Below are 1,019 nucleotides of genomic sequence, written 5' to 3' on the forward strand. Positions count from 1 at the left end.
CGTCAAGACAATCGAATCAAGTGTCTCAATGAGTCACGTGTCCCATTGGGACATCTATCGAGACATCCAGAGGGCGACTCGGTCGCCGCCCCGCTCACCTACGAGCGGCTGCACGCCGGGAAGATCAACGGGCGGGCGGTGATTGTGCCGCACGGCTGATCCGAGCTCCGGAGAAGGCGTCAACTCACCTTCTCCACACGGCATTTCAGACAGTCGACGCAGAAGTGAACAGAGAGCGTTCGGTTTCGGGGCGAAGTCTCGATCAACCGTGCGAGAAGGGTCGGCGACGGTGTGTACTGTGCTGCGAGCGCCTAGCCACCGGCACTCGGACTCCCCCCTGCCCGACTTCCCCTGGAAACCGATTCGATGATCGAATTACCGGACCTGGCCGTCGGCGGTCTCGCCGTCGGCACACTGTCCGCGCTCGCCCTCGGCGGCGGCCTGCTGCGCTCACGGCGTCAACTGACCCGGCAGCGCACCGAGACGGACGCCCTGCGCTCCCGACTCGACGGCGCGCTGCAGACGTTGACGGCCGAGGTCGAGCACCTGGCGGCACAGCGCGTACCCGCCACCGCCCGGCAGCTCGCCCACCCGCACGTGACGGTCCCGGGCCCGCTCCGGCCGCACACCGCGGGAACGCCCCTGGGTATCGCCCTGGAAGGCGTACTGCTGGGGCTGCGCGCCGAGCTCTCCGCACAGCGCACCCGTATCGACGCGGCCGCGCAGGCCGGGATGCGCGGCGCCACCCGGGAGATCCAGGCTGCCCTCTACCGCCTGCAGGACGCCCTGCGTCAGCTGCAACAGCGCTACGACGACCCGGAGTTGGCGCAGACCCTCTTCCAGCTGGACCACGAGAACGAGCAGTCGCTGCGCCGGGCGCAGGTCGCCGCCGTGGTGTGCGGGGCCTGGGTGGGGCTCGCGCGCGAGGAGTCGCACCTGGTGGACGCGGTGACCCGCGGACAGTCACGGCCCGCGGGCTACCACCGGGTCAAGGTCCACAACCATCTGGAGACAGGCAC

The 1,019-nt window shown here is 69.2% G+C and carries 1 pseudogene; it reads left to right on the forward strand.

Annotation, left to right across the window (positions count from 1 at the left end):
• Nucleotides 1-366: 366 nt before the first annotated feature.
• Nucleotides 367-1,019, forward strand: a pseudogene (locus tag TN53_RS40885) (protein kinase); the annotation flags it as partial.

The organism is Streptomyces sp. WM6386, from assembly GCF_000972385.1.
Taxonomy (GTDB): domain Bacteria; phylum Actinomycetota; class Actinomycetes; order Streptomycetales; family Streptomycetaceae; genus Streptomyces.